This is a genomic window from Streptomyces sp. NPDC057694, assembly GCF_042799415.1.
In the GTDB taxonomy this organism is placed as follows: Bacteria; Actinomycetota; Actinomycetes; order Streptomycetales; family Streptomycetaceae; genus Streptomyces.
In genome coordinates, this window is sequence record NZ_JBHVIX010000044.1 from 1 (window position 1) to 17584 (window position 17584).

Sequence of the window (17584 nt, forward strand, 5' to 3'; positions counted from 1 at the left end):
AGGCTGCGCCGAGCGCAGCCTCCCGATGAGATGCCGCACGAAGTGCGCATCTCAGGGGCGCGGGGAACTGCGCGACCAGCCACGACGAGAGCCGCACCCGACCACAAAAGGCGAGCGAAGCTCGCACTCAGGGGCGCGGGGAACTGCGCGAGAAGCCCCACCGGCCCGCAGCCGACCGGCAACCCCCCGAAGCGCGGCCCCGATTCACCCGACCCCGTGAATCGACACGCCATACCTCACTCGTACGCCTCTTCCGGTTCGACACGCCCGCAAAAGTCACATTTTGTGAGGTTATCGATACGCTCGGTCACCGAAGGCCGGGCGACGACGGGAACCTGGAGGGCGCTGTGCGGCCTGAGGGCTATGACTACGACACCTACAGCAGACTCGCCGGGCCGCTCACCGAGCCGCCCGCCGACGGCTACCGGGTGCAGTACACCTCACTCCTCTCCCGCGAGCCCCACCGAATACGCGCGGCCCTCCTGATGACGCTCGCCCCGGTGCTCACCGGGGTCCTGCTCGTCTATCTGGTGTGGCCCAGCCACTGGGTGGAGCGCGAGGGCGGCGCCCGCTGGCTGGTCCAGCTCGACATCGTGATGCTGGTCTCGATCGGCCTCATCGAGCTGTTCATGGTCGTCAACGTCGTCTCGATCGCCCACGCGACGATGGTGGCCAGGGACCCGGTCCCGGTCCGGCCCGAACCCGGCACCCGGGTCGCGTTCCTGACGACGTACGTCCCCGGCAAGGAACCCCTGTCGATGGTGCGCGCCACCCTCGAAGGCGCCGTCCGCATCACCCACGACGGCCCGCTCGACGTGTGGCTGCTCGACGAGGGCGACGACCCCCGCGCCCGTGCCCTCTGCGCGGAGCTGGGCGTCCGGCACTTCACGCGGCACGGCGTCGAGGAGTGGAACCGGGCGAAGGGCGCCCACAAGACCCGTACCAAGCACGGCAACTACAACGCCTGGCTCGCCGCGCACCACGCCGACTACGACTTCTTCGCGTCCGTCGACACCGACCACGTACCGGTGCCGGAGTTCCTGGAGCGGATGCTCGGCTACTTCCGGGACCCGGACATCGCGTTCGTCGTCGGGCCGCAGGTCTACGGCAACTACGACTCACCGGTCACCAAGGCCGCCGAGTCCCAGCAGTTCCTCTTCCACGCGCTGATCCAGCGGGCCGGCAACCGCTACCGCGCCCCCATGTTCGTCGGCACCAACAACGTCGTGCGGATCAGTGCCCTGAAGCAGATCGGCGGCTTCGTCGACTCGATCACCGAGGACATGGCGACCGGGTTCGAGATCCACCGGCACGCCAACCCCCGCACGGGCGTCAAGTGGCGCTCCGTCTACACGCCCGACGTGCTCGCCGTCGGTGAGGGGCCCGCCTCCTGGACGGACTTCTTCACCCAGCAGCTGCGCTGGTCGCGCGGGACGTACGAGACGCTGTTCAAGCAGTACTGGAAGGCGCCGTTCAGCATGCCGGCCGGCCGCCTCTTCTCGTACACGATGATGCTCGTCTACTACCCGATGACGGCCGTCAACTGGCTGCTCGGCGTGCTGAGCTGCGTGCTGTTCCTCTGGTTCGGCGCGTCCGGCACCCAGGTGTCCGCGTCCGTGTGGCTGATGCTCTACAGCGACGCCGCGGCCCTCCAGATCGGGCTGTACCTGTGGAACCGCAGGCACAACGTCTCGCCGCACGAACCGGAGGGATCCGGCGGACTCGCGGGCATGGGCATGTCGGCGATCTCCGCGCCGATCTACCTGAAGTCGCTGGGCGCCGCACTGCTGCGCCGCCCGTCCCGCTTCGTCGTCACGCCGAAGGGCGGCGACGCCACCGCCGACCGGATGCTGACCTTCCGTGTCCATCTCTTCTGGGCGGGCGTGCTCGCCGCGTCGCTCGCGGCGTCCGTCGTCCTCGACCACACGCACGTGGCCATGCGGACCTGGGCGGTGCTCGCCCTGTGCATCGCCCTCGCGCCCCCGGTGGTGTGGAGCGTGACGCAGCGCCGTGCTGCGGCGGCCCGGGTCGCCGAGCAGGGGAAGCCCGGCAAGCACGAGAAGCCGGAGCCCGCTCTCGCCGTCTCGCGGGTCTCCAGCACCAGCACAGGAGGGAACTGACCCATGGCCTTCAACGGTTACCGGCCTTCCCAGAAGATGAAGAAGACGGTCCTGGGCGCGGGCGGCATCGCCCTCCTCGTCGGCCTCAACGCCCCGGCCGCCTGGAACTTCGCATCCGAGAAGTACTACGACTGGAAGATCGCCCAGCCCGGCTACAAGGCCAAGTACGGCTCGTGGTCGGCGGTCGACATCCCCGAGCAGTTCCGTACCAACGCCATCCACGCGGCCCTGCTGCACACCGGCAAGGTGCTGATCGTGGCGGGCTCCGGCAACGAGCAGAAGAAATTCGACGCCGGATCGTTCGACACCGTCCTGTGGGACCCGAAGGCGAACACCTTCAAGAAGATCGCCACCCCGGAGGACTTCTTCTGCTCGGGACACGCGGCGCTCCCCGACGGCCGGATGCTCGTGGCCGGCGGCACCGCCCGCTACGAGCTCCTCGACGGCGAGGTGAAGCGGGCCGGCGGCGGGATGCGCGTCAAGAACGAGAGCCCCGACCAGCCGGTGGTCCTGAAGAAGGGGACGAAGTTCCGCTCGCCGGACGGCGTCGAGTACGTGTCGCGGTTCGACGTGACCGTGCCCAAGGCCAAGCGTTCCTACGACGTCAGCTACAACAGGGCCGGTGTCATGCAGCCCTGGAAGACGAAGGTCAAGGCGAGCGAGGCCCGCGTCTTCGTCGAGGCGGTCGCCGACGGCAAGCAGTACGAGACGTCGAAGCAGGCCCAGTACGAGATCGAGGGCCTCACGGGCAAGGACGCCGACAACGCGTACGGGCTCTCCGAGAAGATCACCATGGACAAGCAGGACTTCCAGGGGATCAGGGCCGCGTACGAGTTCGACCCGGTCGCCGAGAAGTACGTGCCCGTGGACCCGATGCAGAAGGCGCGCTGGTACCCCACGCTCGTGGGCCTTGAGGACGGCAAGGTGCTCGCCGTGTCCGGGCTCGACGACGTCGGCGTCATCGACCCCGGGGACAACGAGATCTACGACCCGAAGACCAAGAAGTGGTCGATGGGCCCCAAGCGGTACTTCCCGACCTACCCGGCGCTGTTCCTGACCAAGGGCGGCAAGCTCTTCTACCCGGCCTCCAACGCCGGGTACGGGCCCGCCGAGAAGGGCCGGGAGCCGGGCCTGTGGGACCTGAGGACCAACAAGTTCGAAAAGGTCCCCGGACTGACGGACGGGGACGAGACGGAGACGTCGGCGTCCCTGCTGCTGCCCCCGGCGCAGGACCAGAAGGTGATGATCCTGGGCGGCGGTGGCGTCGGCGAGTCGGAGCGGGCGACGCCGCGCACCGCGGTCGTCGACCTGAAGGAGGACAGCCCCCGCTTCAAGGAGGGGCCGAACCTGCCGCAGGGCACCCGGTACCTGAACAGCGTGATCATGCCGGACGACTCGGTCTTCACGTCCAACGGCTCGTCCGACTACCGCGGGCGCGGCGCCAGCAACATCCTCGCGGCGCAGTTCTACGACCCCAAGGAGAACGCCTTCCACGAGGCGGCCTCGCCCAAGGTCGGCCGCAACTACCACTCCGAGGCGCTGCTGCTGCCCGACGGCCGGGTGGTGACCTTCGGCTCCGACCCGCTCTTCGACGACCAGCAGAACACCAAGCTCGGTCACTTCGAGCAGCGCATGGAGATCTTCACGCCGCCCGCGCTGCACAAGGGAGGCGACCGCCGCCCGGTCCTCGGCGAAGGGCCGGAGACGATTCCGGGCGACCACAAGGCGACGTACAAGACGGACGCCGCCGACCGGATCGTCAAGGCGCGGCTGATGCGCCCGTCCGCCGTGACCCACACGACGGACGTCGAGCAGCGCTCGATCGAACTGGGCCTGAGCAAGCGCGAGGGCCGGATCACGGTGGACGTGCCGACCGACCGGGCCCTGGTCCCGCCCGGCTGGTACATGCTGTTCGCGACGGACGCGGACGGGGTGTCGTCCGAGGCCAAGTGGGTCAAGGTCGGCGAGGACTGAGCCGGACGCCGGGGCTCGTCCGCGTCAGGTGTGTGCGGCGCGGGCGAGCCCCAGCGCGTACTCCGACCACCAGGTGCCTGCCGCGGGTCCGCCCCGGCAGGTGCCGTCCGACTCCCCGGGCCGCTTGACCCACAGGAACGCGTCGGCCAGCGGATCCCCGGTCCGGGTGGTCGGGGCGGAGCCGAGGGCGCGGCCCGGCGGGTTGCACCAGCCGTCGGCGCCGGCCGGGGAGTAGGGGCCCGCGCCGTTGCGGCTGGTGTCCACCACGAAGTGGGCGCCGCCGAGCAGCCCCGAGAGCTCCTTGCCGTACGCCGCACTCGCCTGGTCCGTCTGGAAGTTCGAGACGTTCAGGGAGAAGCCGTCGGCCCGCTCGACGCCCGCTCTGCGCAGCGGCTCGACGAGTTTGGTCGCGTCGGGGATCCAGGCGGGGTTGCCCGCGTCGACGTACACCTTCGTGTTCGGCTGCTGCTTCAGCCGGTCGATCGCCGAGCCGATCAGCTGGTAGCGCTCCTCCCGGTACTCCTCCGGGGTGCAGCCGTCGACGATGTGCCCGAGGGCGTCCGGCTCCAGCACGACGAGCGCCTTGGCGTCGCCGATGCCGGTCGCGAACGCGTCGACCCACTGGTGGTAGAAGTCCGCGCTGTGCGCGCCGCCCGCCGAGTGCTGTCCACAGTCCCGGTGAGGGATGTTGTACGCGACCAGGACCAGCGTCTTGTCGGCCTTCTTCGCCTGCTCACCGGCCTCGGCGATCACCGGGCGCGGATAGTCGCCGGGCGCCCACATGCCCTGCGGGTGCTGCGCGATGCGCCGGATGACGGCGGCGTCCGAGTCGCGGCCCTGCTTCTCCCACTGCTCGGCCTGGCGGGCGGCGGCGGAGGCGGGGTCGACCCAGAACGGCGAGGTGTCGGCCGTGCCGGAGGAGGGGGAGGGGGCGGTCCGCCCGACGGCCTCGCGGGCGGCCCGCCCGGAGTCCGCGCCGGAGCAGGCGGTGGCGAGGGCGAAGAGGGCGAGCGCGGCCGTGCTGAGCGTGAGCGTGCGGGACGGTGTGCGGCGGATGGTCGGGACGGGCATCCTGCCCCCTGGGTCGGAGCGCGTACGATTCCGGCAATCGTTGCATAAGGTGCAGCCGTCGCCGTGGATTAGACGCCCTGTCAGATGTCCCGGCCGCCCGCCGCCAGCGCGCTGCCCAGCGGCGTCCGCTCGTAGAGCACCTGATGCCCGTACCGGCGGGCGGTGAGCAGGCCCGCCGCGCTCAGCGCCGTCAGATGCGCCGACACCGAGGACGGGGCGCGGCCCAGCAGATGGGCGAGGGCGCTGGTCGACGCCGGTGCGTCCAGGGCGTGCAGCACATCGGCGCGGCCCCGGCCGAGGACGCCGGCCAGCGCCTCGGGGGTGGCGGCCGCCGGGGCCGTCCACAGACCGCCTATCCCGCGCGCCGGATAGGCGACGGTCGGCTGCCAGGGTTCCTCGAAGCCGCTGATGACGTCCGGCCAGCAGAACACGCTGGGCAGCAGCACAAGACCCCGGCCGTCGAGCCGGCGCCGGTGGCTGCTCGCGCGGGCGCTGAGGGTCAGCGTCCGCGGGTCCCAGTCGATGCGCGGGTGCAGCTCCTTGAGGAGCCCTTCGAGGCCGACCTGGGCCAGGCGCCGGGAGTGGTACGCCACGTCGGCCTCCAGGAGTGCGCGCAGCCGCGGCCAGTCCGGCTCGATCAGCGCCCGCCAGGCCCGCTCCATGGTGTCCGCCAACTCCCGTACCGCGGCTGCCGGATCGGCCAGCATGGCGCGGCCCGCCGGGCTGTCGGCCGCGCCCGGTGTGCAGGCCAGGGAGAGCGCGATGTCCGGCCGCGCCACCTCCGGGTCCGTCGCGCGCACCGCCGCGATCTCCTCCTCGAAGGTCGCGGCGGGCCCGATCGGCGGCGGCCCGAGGAAGTCCGGGGTGTACCCCGTCCGCGGCATCAGCAGCCAGACGGGCGTCAGGTCGAGCCCCCGGGCGGCCTCCCGGACCCGGCGCAGCCACGGCAGGTGATAGCCCTGCCGGTCCGGCCGCCTGAGCGTACGGACCGCCTCCTGCGTCTCCCACAGCGGCGACACCGCGAACCGGCAGCGCAGCAGATCGCTCTGCCCGAAGTGCAGGTGCAGCGGCATGACTCGACGGCTTCCCGGTTCGGCGGAACATTCGGCTGGGTCCGAAACACTACGGCCCCGCGCCCGCCCGGACCAGGCTGCGCCCATGACCACCGACCTGCCGGCCGGCACGGGCGCGGATGCCGCCCCGGACGCCCCCGCCGGATACCTCCGGCTCTTCCGCGTCGCCGAGTTCCGTGCCGTCTTCATCGCGCACGCCGCGTCCCTCTTCGGCGTCGTCGTCGCCGAGATCTCGCTGAGCGTCCTCGTCTACCGGCTCTCCGGATCCCCGCTGCTGAGCGCCCTCACCTTCGCCCTCGGCTTCCTGCCGTACGCGGTCGGCGGCACGCTGCTGTCCGGGATCGCCGACCGGTGGGCGCCGCGCCGGGTCCTCGTCGGCTGCGATCTGCTCTGCGCGGCCTGCGCCCTGCTGATGGCCCTGCCCGTGACCCCGGTCGCCGCGCTGCTCGCCCTGCGCTGCGTCATCGCGGTGGTCTCGCCCGTCTTCAACGGCACCCGGATGGCGACGCTCACCGACGTCCTGGGCGACGGGGACCTGTTCGTGCTCGGCCGCTCCCTGCTGCGGATCGTCTCGCAGAGCGCGGTGCTCGGCGGGCTCGCGCTCGGCGGCGTCCTGCTCACCGTGGTGAGTCCGCGCGGCGCGCTCGTCATCACCGTCGCCACGTTCCTCTGCTCGGCCGCGCTGCTCCGGCTCGGCACCCGGCGCCGCCCGGCCCGTACGCCGGGAAAGGGCCCGCTGCTGCGCACCTCCCTGTCCGGCGCCCGCGGCCTGTTCGCGGACCGGCGGTTGCGCGTCCTGGTGCTCCTGCTCTGGGTGCCGCCGATGTTCTCCGTCGTCCCCGAGGTGCTGGCCGCGGCGTACGCGGACGAGGTCGGGGTGGGCACGGCGGGCGTCGGGCTGCTGATGTGCGCCATGGCCGTGGGCACGATCGGCAGCGAACTGGCCGTCGGCTCGCTGCTGTCGCCGACGGCCCGGTCCCGCATCGCGCTGCCGCTGGTCTGCGTCACCCTGCTGCCCCTGATCGGCTACGCGGCCGGTCCCGGCCTGGTCCCCACGCTGCTGATCCTGCTGCTGGCCGGGGCCGGATTCGCGTACACGCTCGGCGTCGACCGGTGGTTCGTGGACGCGGTCCCCGAAGAGCTGCGCGGCCGTGCCATGACCTTGCAGAGCGCCGGTCTGATGACCGTTCAGGGCATCGGGGCCGCGCTCGGCGGCGCGGCCGCCGAGGTGTTCGGGGTGGGCCCCACCGTGGCCGGTGCCGGGGTGCTCGGCGCGCTGTGCTGCGGGGCGCTCGCCCTGGCTGCGGGGGCGAACCGGCCAAAGGGCGAGACGGGGCTGACCGCCATATGACCGGCCGGTAAGGTCTTGGGCGTGCCGAAGCCGCTCAGTCTTGCCTTCGATCCGATCGCGCGTGCCGATGAACTCTGGAAGCAGCGTTGGGGATCCGTGCCGTCCATGGCCGCGATCACCTCGATCATGCGCGCGCACCAGATCCTGCTCGCCGAGGTCGACGCCGTCGTCAAGCCGTACGGGCTCACCTTCGCGCGCTACGAGGCCCTGGTCCTGCTCACCTTCTCCAAGGAGGGCGAGCTGCCGATGTCGAAGATCGGCGAGCGGCTCATGGTCCACCCGACCTCGGTGACGAACACCGTCGACCGGCTCGTCAGGTCCGGCCTCGTCGACAAGCGGCCGAACCCGAACGACGGCCGCGGCACCCTCGCCTCCATCACCGACAAGGGCCGCGAGGCCGTCGACGCGGCCACCCGCGACCTGATGGCGATGGACTTCGGGCTCGGCGTGTACGACGCCGACGAGTGCGGGGAGATCTTCGCGATGCTGCGCCCGCTGCGGGTCTCGGCCCACGATTTCGACGACGAGGACTGAGACGAGGACCGAGACGAAGACCGGCGGGGTCCGACGGCGACCGGCGGGGACCGAGGTCGCAGGGCCCGCCTGAAGATCGCGCAAAACGGGCGGTTACGCTCGACCCATGAAGAAGAGCGTGCTGACCCGCTACCGGATCATGGCCTACGTGACCGGTGTCCTCCTGGTCGTCCTGTGCCTCGGCATGATCGCCAAGTACGCGCTGGGCATCGACGGTGCCGCGGACTTCACGCGCGTCGTCGCCATCGCCCACGGCTGGCTGTACGTCGTGTACCTGGTGGTCGCCTTCGACCTCGGCTCCAAGGCGAAGTGGCCGGTCGGCAAGCAGCTCTGGGTGCTGATCGCCGGCACGATCCCGACCGCCGCGTTCTTCGTGGAGCGCAAGATCTCCGCCGAGCTGGACGCCAAGGTCGCGGCCGACGGCACCGAGCTCGCCAAGGCGTAATCCCGACCGCTCGCACGAGGTGCGGGCGGTTTCGCCATCGACATTTACTAGGACGTCCTAGTAAATTCGAGGGTATGGGAACCAGTGACGCTGACGCCAGGGCCGCCGCCATCGAGGAGGGCCGCCGTCGCTGGCAGGCCCGCTACGACACCGCCCGCAAGCGGGACGCGGACTTCACCACGCTCTCCGGCGACCCGGTCGAGCCGGTCTACGGGCCACGGCCCGGGGACACCTACGAGGGGTTCGAGCGGATCGGCTGGCCGGGGGAGTACCCGTTCACGCGCGGCCTGTACCCGACCGGGTACCGGGGCCGGACCTGGACGATCCGCCAGTTCGCCGGGTTCGGGAACGCCCAGCAGACCAACGAGCGCTACAAGATGATCCTGGCCGCGGGCGGCGGCGGCCTCTCCGTCGCCTTCGACATGCCGACGCTCATGGGGCGCGACTCCGACGACCCGCGCTCGCTCGGCGAGGTCGGACACTGCGGTGTCGCCATCGACTCCGCCGCCGACATGGAGGTCCTGTTCCAGGACATCCCGCTGGGCGACGTCACGACGTCGATGACGATCAGCGGCCCGGCCGTCCCCGTCTTCTGCATGTACCTGGTCGCCGCCGAGCGCCAGGGCGTCGACCCGGCCGTGCTCAACGGCACGCTCCAGACCGACATCTTCAAGGAGTACATCGCCCAGAAGGAGTGGCTCTTCCAGCCCGAGCCGCACCTGCGCCTGATCGGCGACCTCATGGAGCACTGCGCGGCGGCCATCCCCGCGTACAAGCCCCTGTCCGTCTCCGGCTACCACATCCGCGAGGCGGGCTCGACGGCCGCGCAGGAACTGGCGTACACCCTCGCGGACGGCTTCGGGTACGTCGAGCTGGGGCTCTCCCGCGGCCTGGACGTGGACGTCTTCGCACCGGGCCTCTCCTTCTTCTTCGACGCGCACCTCGACTTCTTCGAGGAGATCGCCAAGTTCCGCGCGGCCCGCCGGATCTGGGCGCGCTGGCTGCGCGACGTGTACGGAGCACGGACCGACAAGGCGCAGTGGCTGCGCTTCCACACCCAGACCGCCGGCGTCTCGCTGACCGCCCAGCAGCCGTACAACAACGTGGTGCGTACGGCGGTCGAGGCACTGGCGGCGGTGCTGGGAGGCACCAACTCCCTCCACACCAACGCCCTCGACGAGACGCTCGCGCTGCCGAGCGAGCAGGCCGCCGAGATCGCGCTGCGCACCCAGCAGGTCCTCATGGAGGAGACCGGCGTCGCCAACGTCGCCGACCCGCTGGGCGGTTCCTGGTACGTCGAGCAGCTCACCGACCGCATCGAGGCCGACGCCGAGAAGATCTTCGAGCAGATCAGGGAGCGCGGGCTGCGGGCGCACCCCGACGGGCAGCACCCCATCGGGCCGATCACCTCCGGCATCCTGCGCGGCATCGAGGACGGCTGGTTCACCGGTGAGATCGCCGAGTCGGCGTTCCAGTACCAGCAGTCGCTGGAGAAGGGCGACAAGCGGGTCGTGGGCGTGAACGCGCACCACGGGTCCGTCACCGGGGACCTGGAGATCCTGCGGGTCAGCCATGAGGTGGAGCGCGATCAGGTGCGGGCGCTCGGGGGGCGCCGGGAGGTCCGGGACGACACCGCCGTCCGGGCCGCCCTGGACGCCATGCTCGGTGCCGCGCGCGACGGGTCGAACATGATCGGGCCGATGCTCGACGCGGTGCGGGCCGAGGCGACGCTCGGGGAGATCTGTGACGTTCTCCGCGACGAATGGGGCACCTACACGGAGCCTGCCGGTTTCTGACCCCTCGGGCGGCCGGGGTCGATCGCGCAGTTCCCCGCGCCCCTTTTCGGGTTGTCGTTCGTCTGCGGGCCGGTGGCCGCTTCTCGCGCAGTTCCCCGCGCCCCTGGAGATGCGCACTGCGTGCGCGACCTCCATCGGGGGAGGCGCGCCATCTGCCCAAGGCGGAGGCGCGGCCCCTGCCCCAGGTGGAGGTGCGGCCCCTTATCCCCCCCCCGGTGGAGGCGCGGCCCCTGCCCCGTGTGGAGGCGCGCCCCCCTGCCCTGTCTTGAGGCGTGCCCCCCTGCCCCGTGTGGAGGCGCGCGCAGCGCAGCCTCCGAGGGGAGGCGGCGCGGAGCGCCTGCCTCAGGGGCGCGGGGAACTGCGCGAGAAGCGGCCACCGGCCGTCAGGCGAAGGTCAACCCGTTAAGGGGCGCGGGGAACTGCGCGAACAGCCCCGCCGGGGCGCGGGTGGACGGGGATCGGGGGCTAGCCGGAGGCTGCTGTCAGGCCGCCTAGGAGGAGGGCCGTGAAGCGGCGGACCCAGTCGGGGTTCACGGGCTCGGCGCTGACCAGCGTGCGGTGCACCACGGCCCCGGCCGCGACGTCGAAGATGAGGTCGGCCGTCGCGGCGGCCACACACGGGTCCTCCGCGACGGGCAGCTCCCCGCGCCGCTCGGCACGGGCCCGCCCTTCCAGCACCAATCGTTTCTGCCGATCCACGATCGAGGTCCGGATCCGCTCCCGCAGCGGAGCGTCCCGCGTCGACTCGGCGACCACCGCCATCAGCGCCGTCTTGGTCTCGGGCCGATCGAGCAGCGCGGCGAACTGCAGCACCACACCCTCGATATCGGCCGCCAGGGAACCTCTGTCGGGCAGTTCGAGTTCATCGAAGAGGACGGCGACCGCGTCGACCACCAGCTCGTTCTTGCCGGCCCACCGGCGGTACAGCGTGGTCTTCGCGACACCGGCCCGCGTCGCCACGTCGCCGAGCGTCAGCTTCGACCAGCCGAGCTCCACCAGCGCCGCCCGGGTGGCCTCCAGGATCGCCTCGTCCGCCGCGGCGGACCGCGGACGGCCGGGGCGGCCGGGGCGGCCCGGATCGGAAGGGATGCGGCTCTGCATGGACGCGACCATACCGGCCGGTAGGCACGGAGCGGATCGACCGTTCCGGGTGAGCCAGATCACCGGAGAGTCCACCCCGCGCGCATGCCGGGGCAGTTACGCTACGACTCGTAGCGAAAGCTCGTACTCGTAAGGTCTCCCGGATCTGCACCCCGGTCGGCCACGACGAGCGGCAACCACTGGTGCCGGGTGGGGACCCGGCACCGAAGCACACGGCCGAGTCCGCTCCGTGTCTCTTATTGCGTCTCGCAATCCGGCGGGAGGCCATCGGAGCCGGACCCGGCCCACAACCGTCCGCGGAAGGGGGAGACTGTACGCATGCAGCCACGGAACATGTCCATGAGCGGAGTCGTCGACCTCGCCGCGGTGAAGGCGGCCCAGGAGGCCAAGGCGAAGGCCGAGCAGGCCCGCGCCGAAGCGGCCCGGCAGGGCGGGGGCGGCGCCGTGCCGCCGTCGAGCCTCGTCATCGACGTCAGTGAGGCGGACTTCGAGCGCGATGTACTGCAGCGCTCCACAGAGGTACCCGTCGTCATCGACTTCTGGGCCGAGTGGTGTGAGCCCTGCAAGCAGTTGAGCCCGCTCCTCGAGCGCCTCGCCACCGAGTACAACGGCCGCTTCGTGCTCGCCAAGATCGATGTCGACGCCAATCAGATGCTGATGCAGCAGTTCGGGGTCCAGGGGATCCCGGCTGTCTTCGCGGTGGTCGCCGGGCAGGCGCTGCCCCTCTTCCAGGGCGCGGCTCCCGAGGACCAGATCCGCGGCACCCTCGACCAGTTGATCCAGGTCGCCGAGGAGCGCTTCGGGCTCACCGGCGTCGCGGTCGCCCAGGATGCGGAGGGCCCCGCGCCGGTCGTGGAGGCTCCGGCCGGCCCGTACGACGCGCTCCTCGAAGCCGCCGTCCAGGCCCTTGACGCCGGCGACATGGCCGGCGCGATCCAGGCGTACAAGAACGTGCTGTCCGACGACCCCGGCAACACCGAGGCCAAGCTGGGCCTCGGCCAGGCCGAACTGCTCCAGCGGGTCCAGGACCTCGACCCGCAGAAGGTCCGTACGGACGCCGCGCAGAACCCCGGTGACGTGCGGGCCCAGATCGCGGCCGCCGACCTCGACCTGGTCGGAGGCCATGTCGAGGACGCCTTCGGCCGTCTCGTCGACGCGGTGGCGCGTTCGGCCGGCGACGACCGGGACGCGGCGCGGGTCCGCCTGCTCGAATTGTTCGAGGTCGTCGGGGGCGACGACCCGCGTGTGACCACGGCGCGTACGGCTCTGGCCCGGGTTCTCTTCTGAGCCGTCAGTGACCTGTTCTTAAACGCCGCGGCATGTGGTGCCGGGGTGAAAATTCTGTCTTCAGGGGCACACAGCGGCCGCGCTTTACCAAAACTTGGTAATCGCGGCCGCTGTTACTTGGAGTAAGTCAGAGCCGTTCTTCTGTCCGGATCCATCCCGGATTCAACCGTTCTAAGGGCTCGCGGAGCGGCACCCTGCGTCGCCGTCCGGGTCCGGGCCGTCGCGACGCGGTTATCCGTCCGTTACCCGTGAGTAACGAACCCCCTTGTGCGAGCGCCGGGAATGCACCACGATCGGGCACGCTCGGTCCACTCCCCACTCGTCCGACAGCCAATCGGACGACGGGGCTCAGGGGTCCCCACCGGGCAGGTCGGCGGTGAACCAGGGGAGCGCCGTCGGTCTTTGGACAGGGGGGTCTCAGCCAGTCGGCTGGGCCTGTCCGGCAGGTTGCGCGTGATGGCTCAGGTGCGACCAGTGGTTGTCGCTCGGGGGTGATCGCCGGTGATCCGGGTGCGGTTGTCTTATCCGCCTCCGATGCGGGCGCTCTCCTTCCCGAGGACGTAGCACTTCTCCCATCCCTGCCCGGCTGAGCCGCCGTAAGGGGCAGTCAGGGCCGGAGATGTACGTCCGAGAAGGAGGAACAGTCATGAATTCCATGATTCGTGGCGGAACCAGATGGAAGCGGTTCGCCGTAGTCATGGTGCCGAGCGTTGCGGCGACCGCCGCGATAGGTGTCGCCCTGTCCCAGGGCGCGCTCGCGGCATCGTTCAGTGTGTCGGGTCAGTCGTTCAAGGTGACGGCGGACTCTCTCGACGGTGATGGCTTCGTCCAGTACGGCGCCATCGACTCCGGCAAGACGGGTGCCCACCCCGTCGCCGTCGTCGGCATGAAGTCCGCGACGATCAACAACCTCTGCCAGTCGGTGGTTGTCCCCGTCCCGGTCTTCGGCGACGTGTCGATGAAGCTGTCGGCGGGTGCCGACAAGAACAACCCCGTCGAGGCCAAGACCCTCTACATCGACGCCGATGACCTGAAGGCCGACGCGACCTTCAAGAACATCGACATCGGTGTGGCGGCGGGTGACGCGGCCAAGGGTCCTGGTATCCACCAGGGCGACAAGGCCGACCCGAACTCGTTCGCCCAGCAGGCCGACTCGGTGCACTTCGAGCACGTCCAGCAGCGGGCGTGGGCCACGACGGCCGGCACCTTCAAGCTCTCGGGCCTCAAGATGAGTGTCAAGAAGGGCAAGCACGAGTGCTACTAGGCCACATGGACCCGAACATGGGTCCGGGGGCCGGCACTTGATGCGCTGAACGGCCGGGCGCGGGGATGCGCGGGGGTTCGCTCCGGCCGTCCCCGTGCCCGGCACCGGCAGCCATCATCACCACAGAACAACGCCATTCCCGAGGAGCTGTACGACATGAGCGCCGACGCGCACGCAGGATCGGGCAGCAAGCTTGATCACACGCGCCAATCGTTCCGAGGGTGGCGCGGTCAGCGCCCGTTCTGGGGTGGTCTGCTGGCCATCCTCGGCGGCATCCCGATCATGTACTTCCCGTACGCGAACCTGACCCTCGGCTCCATGACGATCCGCATGGCGACGACGGCGGGCGCGGGATCGCTCATCATCGGCGTACTGCTGGTCGTGCTCGGTCTGACGATGTGGTTCCAGCCGCACTCCCGGGTGTTCGCGGGTGTGGCGGCGATTCTTCTCGCCCTTGTCTCTCTGGTGGTCTCCAACTTCGGTGGCTTCGTCATCGGCTTCCTGCTCGCCCTGATCGGTGGTGCCCTCGGCATCTCCTGGGCGCCGGGCCGGCCTGGCGAGGAGACCGGGAGGCCGGCCGCGGCGGGCGGTGAGCACGCGGTGGAGCCCGATCTGGGAGCCCCGGTCGTGCCGCCGATCGCGGGTGCCACCTACCGGGTCTCGGGCGCCAACGACGACGAGTCAGGGACGAGCCCGGACAATGGGACGAACGGGAGGCACCGTGCCGGCTGACGAGGTGCACCACGAGGACTCACTCGATGAGTCCCGCGGGAGAACCGGGCCGCGGCATGCAGCACCGAGAAAGCATTTGTTCACCAGGCTGCACATGCCCGCGGGCAAGGCGATAGCCATCGCGGCCATGCCCACGGCCGTACTGATGGGCTTCGGCCTGACGCCCACGCTCGCCTCGGCCAAGGACAATCCCACCGGGATATCCGCGGACGACTACAAGGCGTGCGCGGACGCGGTCGAGGCACAGCAGGACGCGAAGGACGGCAAGGACACGCCGTCGCCGTCCGCGTCGGAGTCCAAGGCCGACGACGCCGACAAGTCCGACAAGGCTGACAAGGCCGACGGGACCGACAAGGACAGCGACAAGTCCTCGGACGACAAGGCGGAGCCGACACCGTCGCCCTCCGCCTCGGCGGACAAGTCCACCGGCTCGACGGGGTCCGACTCCGACAGCAAGGACGCGGCCACGCCGTCGCCCTCCGCGTCGGAGACCAAGAACCCGCTCGACCCGCTGGGTGTCGGCGACGCGCTCAAGGACCTCTTCACCCCGAAGGACAAGGAGTCGGCCACCCCGACCCCGAGCCCCTCCGCATCGGCGACCAAGGACACCAAGGCCACCGACGCGGCCGGCGACGCGGTGAAGGACACGACCGACAAGCTGGGCGACACGGTCAAGGACACGACCGACAAGGCCGGCGACGCGGTCAAGGGCGTCGAGAGCGAGACCGACAAGGCGACCGACAAGGCCGCCAAGGCACTGGAGGACGCCTCGTCGGCCACTCCGTCGCCGGGCTCCACCGAGCTGCCGGACGACTGCGAGGCGGCGACCGACAAGGCGGGCGCCAACGAGGACACGCCCGCCCAGCTCCCGAGCACCACCTGGAAGCTCCAGGCCAGCTCGCTCCTGCTCAAGGGCGCGGACTACCAGGGCCTGGTCGACGTCCGGATGGCCGACGGCAGCACCAAGCGGGTCATGAAGTACGTCATCTCCAACGGCACCGACATCGGCGATCTGCACCAGATCTCCTCGGGGCCGAACGGGAAGTACTTCCACATCCGCGCGGACAAGGGCTCCACGTCCACCATCCGCGACGGCAAGACGATCATGTACACGGAGGAGCTGTCGGGCAATCTGCTCGGGCTCATCCCCATGACGTTCAACGCCGACAACCCGCCGCCGATCAACCTGCCGATCCTGTACTTCACGAATGTGAAGGTCACGCAGGCCGCGCAGTTCGGCGGCACCCTGCACGTGCCCGGCCTGCACACCACGGTCGAGGACAGCTGACCGTACCCGGAAGAAGAACAGACCCCTCCGGGAGCCGCACAGCAAGAAACCGAGGGCGCCCCCTGTCTCGTACAGGGGGCGCCCTCGGCGCGTTGTGCTGCGGGGACGGCTAGTTGGCGCCCAGCTGGTGCACCCGGACCATGTTCGTGGTGCCGGGGACGCCGGGGGGCGAACCGGCGGTGATGACCACGGTGTCGCCGTCGTTGAAGCGGGAGAGCTTCACCAGCTCGGCGTCGACCAGGTCGACCATCGCGTCGGTGGAGTCCACGTGCGGGACCACGTACGTCTCCACGCCCCAGGTCAGCGCGAGCTGGTTGCGCGTGGCCTCGTCCGTGGTGAAGGCCAGGATCGGCTGGCAGACGCGGTAGCGGGACAGGCGGCGGGCGGTGTCGCCGGACTGGGTGAAGGCGATCAGCGCCTTGCCGTCCAGGAAGTCCGCGATCTCGCACGCGGCGCGGGCGACCGAACCGCCCTGCGTACGCGGCTTCTTGCCCGGGACGAGCGGCTGCAGGCCCTTGGAGAGCAGCTCCTCCTCGGCCGCCTGGACGATCTTCGACATCGTCTTGACGGTCTCGATCGGGTACGCGCCCACGCTCGACTCGGCGGACAGCATGACCGCGTCGGCACCGTCCAGGATCGCGTTGGCGACGTCGGAGGCCTCGGCACGCGTCGGGCGCGAGTTGGTGATCATCGACTCCATCATCTGGGTCGCGACGATCACCGGCTTGGCGTTGCGGCGGCACATCTCCACGAGGCGCTTCTGCACCATCGGGACCTTCTCGAGCGGGTACTCGACGGCGAGGTCGCCACGGGCCACCATGATCGCGTCGAACGCCGCGACGACGCCCTCCATGTTGGCGACGGCCTGCGGCTTCTCCACCTTGGCGATGACGGGGACCCGGCGGCCCTCCTCGTCCATCACCTTGTGGACGTCCTTGACGTCGTTGGCGTCGCGCACGAAGGACAGGGCGACCATGTCGCAGCCCATGCCGAGGGCGAAGCGCAGGTCCTCGATGTCCTTCTCGGACAGGGCCGGGACGTTGACGGCCGCGCCCGGCAGGTTGATGCCCTTGTGGTCGGAGATGACACCGCCCTCGATGACGATCGTCTTGACCCGCGGGCCCTCGACGTCCATCACCTTGAGCTCGACGTTGCCGTCGTTGATCAGGATCTGGTCACCGCGCGAGACGTCGCCCGGCAGCCCCTTGTACGTCGTGCCGCAGATCGACTTGTCGCCGGCGACGTCCTCGGTGGTGATGGTGAACTCGTCACCGCGCACCAGCTCGACGGGGCCCTCGGCGAAGGTCTCCAGACGGATCTTGGGGCCCTGCAGGTCGGCGAGGACGCCCACCGCGCGGCCGGTCTTCGCGGCGGCGGCGCGAACACGGTCGTAGCGACCCTGGTGTTCGGCGTGCGAGCCATGGCTGAAGTTGAAGCGGGCCACGTTCATGCCGGCTTCGATCAGCGAGACGAGCTGCTCTTCGGAGTCGACGGCGGGGCCCAGCGTGCAGACGATTTTGGAACGGCGCATGGGGGCGATCCTATCGG

The 17584-nt window shown here is 70.4% G+C and carries 14 protein-coding genes; 10 read left to right on the plus strand and 4 right to left on the minus strand.

Annotated elements, in window-relative coordinates:
- The first annotated feature begins 347 nt into the window (after positions 1-347).
- Both ACFVDP_RS42630 and ACFVDP_RS42635 read left to right on the plus strand, forming a co-directional pair.
- Positions 348-2120, plus strand: a complete 1773-nt coding sequence (locus ACFVDP_RS42630; RefSeq protein ID WP_383502927.1) for a glycosyltransferase family 2 protein — start codon at positions 348-350, stop codon at positions 2118-2120.
- Positions 2121-2123: 3 nt separating this feature from the next.
- Positions 2124-4094 (plus strand): galactose oxidase-like domain-containing protein, encoded by a 1971-nt coding sequence (locus tag ACFVDP_RS42635; RefSeq protein ID WP_383502930.1) that lies wholly within the window; start codon positions 2124-2126, stop codon positions 4092-4094.
- 24 nt (positions 4095-4118) lie between these two features.
- Here ACFVDP_RS42635 and ACFVDP_RS42640 read toward each other — a convergent pair whose 3' ends face one another.
- Both ACFVDP_RS42640 and ACFVDP_RS42645 read right to left on the minus strand, forming a co-directional pair.
- The gene (locus ACFVDP_RS42640; RefSeq protein ID WP_383502933.1) at positions 4119-5165 is read right to left on the minus strand and encodes a glycoside hydrolase family 6 protein; all 1047 of its coding nucleotides are present in this window, start codon (positions 5163-5165) and stop codon (positions 4119-4121) included.
- 80 nt (positions 5166-5245) lie between these two features.
- Entirely contained in the window at positions 5246-6238 is a 993-nt protein-coding gene (locus ACFVDP_RS42645; RefSeq protein WP_383502936.1) for a DUF5937 family protein, read from the minus strand.
- Between the two features lie 85 nt (positions 6239-6323).
- Between ACFVDP_RS42645 and ACFVDP_RS42650 the strand changes: the two genes are divergently transcribed.
- From ACFVDP_RS42650 to ACFVDP_RS42665, 4 genes are all read left to right on the plus strand, one after another.
- Complete coding sequence (locus ACFVDP_RS42650; protein ID WP_383502939.1) at positions 6324-7589, plus strand: MFS transporter; 1266 nt, start codon at positions 6324-6326, stop codon at positions 7587-7589.
- A gap of 21 nt (positions 7590-7610) precedes the next feature.
- A complete protein-coding gene (locus ACFVDP_RS42655; protein WP_383502942.1) occupies positions 7611-8123 on the plus strand; it encodes a MarR family winged helix-turn-helix transcriptional regulator in 513 nt (170 codons plus the stop codon).
- 106 nt (positions 8124-8229) lie between these two features.
- Entirely contained in the window at positions 8230-8568 is a 339-nt protein-coding gene (locus ACFVDP_RS42660; protein ID WP_383502945.1) for a DUF3817 domain-containing protein, read from the plus strand.
- Positions 8569-8642: 74 nt separating this feature from the next.
- Positions 8643-10364, plus strand: coding sequence for a methylmalonyl-CoA mutase (locus ACFVDP_RS42665; RefSeq protein WP_383502948.1), 1722 nt, complete (start codon positions 8643-8645; stop codon positions 10362-10364).
- 465 nt (positions 10365-10829) lie between these two features.
- Here the strand turns inward: ACFVDP_RS42665 and ACFVDP_RS42670 are convergent, their stop codons facing one another.
- A complete protein-coding gene (locus ACFVDP_RS42670; RefSeq protein ID WP_383502951.1) occupies positions 10830-11465 on the minus strand; it encodes a TetR/AcrR family transcriptional regulator in 636 nt (211 codons plus the stop codon).
- Positions 11466-11783: 318 nt separating this feature from the next.
- On the opposite strand from ACFVDP_RS42670, the gene ACFVDP_RS42675 reads away from it, so the two are divergent.
- The 4 genes from ACFVDP_RS42675 (at position 11784) to ACFVDP_RS42690 (ending at position 16036) form a co-directional block, all read left to right on the plus strand.
- Entirely contained in the window at positions 11784-12752 is a 969-nt protein-coding gene (locus ACFVDP_RS42675; RefSeq protein WP_383502954.1) for a tetratricopeptide repeat protein, read from the plus strand.
- A gap of 646 nt (positions 12753-13398) precedes the next feature.
- The gene (locus tag ACFVDP_RS42680) at positions 13399-14016 is read left to right on the plus strand and encodes a DUF6230 family protein (RefSeq protein ID WP_383502957.1); all 618 of its coding nucleotides are present in this window, start codon (positions 13399-13401) and stop codon (positions 14014-14016) included.
- A gap of 156 nt (positions 14017-14172) precedes the next feature.
- On the plus strand, positions 14173-14748 hold the full coding sequence (locus ACFVDP_RS42685; protein WP_383502960.1) for a DUF6114 domain-containing protein: 576 nt from the start codon (positions 14173-14175) through the stop codon (positions 14746-14748).
- 94 nt (positions 14749-14842) lie between these two features.
- Positions 14843-16036, plus strand: coding sequence for a hypothetical protein (locus ACFVDP_RS42690; protein WP_383502963.1), 1194 nt, complete (start codon positions 14843-14845; stop codon positions 16034-16036).
- Between the two features lie 109 nt (positions 16037-16145).
- Here the strand turns inward: ACFVDP_RS42690 and pyk are convergent, their stop codons facing one another.
- Positions 16146-17567: a pyruvate kinase gene (gene pyk / locus ACFVDP_RS42695; RefSeq protein ID WP_383502966.1), complete on the minus strand. Its 1422-nt coding sequence runs from the start codon at positions 17565-17567 to the stop codon at positions 16146-16148.
- Positions 17568-17584 lie beyond the last annotated feature (17 nt).

Excerpts from the sequence above, each read along its gene's own strand:
- ACFVDP_RS42635 (WP_383502930.1), top strand. The coding sequence starts at position 2,124 with ATGGCCTTCAACGGTTACCGGCCTTCCCAGAAGATGAAGAAGACGGTC.
- ACFVDP_RS42640 (WP_383502933.1), bottom strand. The coding sequence starts at position 5,165 with ATGCCCGTCCCGACCATCCGCCGCACACCGTCCCGCACGCTCACGCTC.
- ACFVDP_RS42645 (WP_383502936.1), bottom strand. The coding sequence starts at position 6,238 with ATGCCGCTGCACCTGCACTTCGGGCAGAGCGATCTGCTGCGCTGCCGG.
- ACFVDP_RS42650 (WP_383502939.1), top strand. The coding sequence starts at position 6,324 with ATGACCACCGACCTGCCGGCCGGCACGGGCGCGGATGCCGCCCCGGAC.
- ACFVDP_RS42660 (WP_383502945.1), top strand. The coding sequence starts at position 8,230 with ATGAAGAAGAGCGTGCTGACCCGCTACCGGATCATGGCCTACGTGACC.
- ACFVDP_RS42665 (WP_383502948.1), top strand. The coding sequence starts at position 8,643 with ATGGGAACCAGTGACGCTGACGCCAGGGCCGCCGCCATCGAGGAGGGC.
- ACFVDP_RS42670 (WP_383502951.1), bottom strand. The coding sequence starts at position 11,465 with ATGCAGAGCCGCATCCCTTCCGATCCGGGCCGCCCCGGCCGCCCCGGC.
- ACFVDP_RS42675 (WP_383502954.1), top strand. The coding sequence starts at position 11,784 with ATGCAGCCACGGAACATGTCCATGAGCGGAGTCGTCGACCTCGCCGCG.
- ACFVDP_RS42680 (WP_383502957.1), top strand. The coding sequence starts at position 13,399 with ATGAATTCCATGATTCGTGGCGGAACCAGATGGAAGCGGTTCGCCGTA.
- ACFVDP_RS42685 (WP_383502960.1), top strand. The coding sequence starts at position 14,173 with ATGAGCGCCGACGCGCACGCAGGATCGGGCAGCAAGCTTGATCACACG.
- ACFVDP_RS42690 (WP_383502963.1), top strand. The coding sequence starts at position 14,843 with ATGCCCGCGGGCAAGGCGATAGCCATCGCGGCCATGCCCACGGCCGTA.
- pyk (WP_383502966.1), bottom strand. The coding sequence starts at position 17,567 with ATGCGCCGTTCCAAAATCGTCTGCACGCTGGGCCCCGCCGTCGACTCC.